We start from the raw sequence: 1021 nt of genomic DNA, 5'->3' as shown, positions 1-1021 counted from the left end.
ATAGTGACAAATCCGTTTAATTTCGTCCACTGCATTTCCCATTGCGATAGATATATGTGCCTTTTCCATCATAGAAATGTCATTTAGCCCATCACCTATTGCAACAGTATTTTCCACAGGAATATTAAGATGTTCTGCTAAAGTATATAAACCATTCCCCTTTTGAGCGTCACAATGATTAATCTCTAAATTATGCCAATACGAAGCAGTAATTGCTAGCTCTGTATTATGTTGAAAATGCATTTTTAATTTTTGTAATTTCTCTTCATTATAGGAGAATGGTAAAAGCTTATGCACATAAATCTCTTCTTCTAATATCGATTTACAACTTTCTGTGATATGAAATGCTGTATGTTCAAGATACAATGCTGCGATGACTTCAAGCTCTTGCTGATCAATATCTTTATTTGACCTTTTTATCCATTCTATTTCATGATTCACACTTTCTTCACCATATGCCGGAACGTATATACCTCGATCTGTATACAGTTGATAATAAATCCGATTTTGTTCAAGATATTCAACAATTTCAAAGGCATGTGTATTTTGAATAGGGTATCTCTTCATCATTTTTTGATCCACATAAATAAGAGCACCGTTTTCTGCAATAATAGGACATTGTAAATCAGCTTCCAGTAGTAAACGTTCAATATCTACGAGAGAACGTCCTGTACAAATCGCTACTACATGCCCCTGCTCCTGGCATTTTTGGATAGCTTCTGCATTTTCTTTACTAATTATTTTATTTCTTGAAAGAAGAGTTCCATCTAAATCGATTGTAATTAGTTTCATTGTTCCGTCACCACTTTCTATAAATAAACATGCTTGTATAAAGTGAAACTTAAATCAGTGGAACCCACTAATTATTCGTCTTCACTAATCGAGATTTTACAGGCAGTTGATTCCTCCATTTCCTTCCACTAAGATTAAAGGTGGATGGCTTCCTATTCACAAATAGCTGGATAAATACACAAATTAGGTATCGTTTCCATATTCACTTTGTCAAACACAACTTAGTTAT

At 33.6% G+C, this 1021-nt stretch carries 1 protein-coding gene; it reads right to left on the bottom strand.

The window, feature by feature from the left end; translation table 11 throughout:
• The coding region (locus tag BPMYX0001_RS11060; protein ID WP_033798889.1) for a Cof-type HAD-IIB family hydrolase at positions 1 to 792 on the bottom strand (792 nt) is incomplete at its 3' end.
• Positions 793 to 1021 lie beyond the last annotated feature (229 nt).

This window comes from Bacillus pseudomycoides DSM 12442 (assembly GCF_000161455.1).
GTDB classification, from domain to species: domain Bacteria; phylum Bacillota; class Bacilli; order Bacillales; family Bacillaceae_G; genus Bacillus_A; species Bacillus_A pseudomycoides.
The sequence above is the reverse complement of the archived record's forward strand: the minus strand, read 5'-3'. Positions and strand labels throughout refer to the sequence as shown.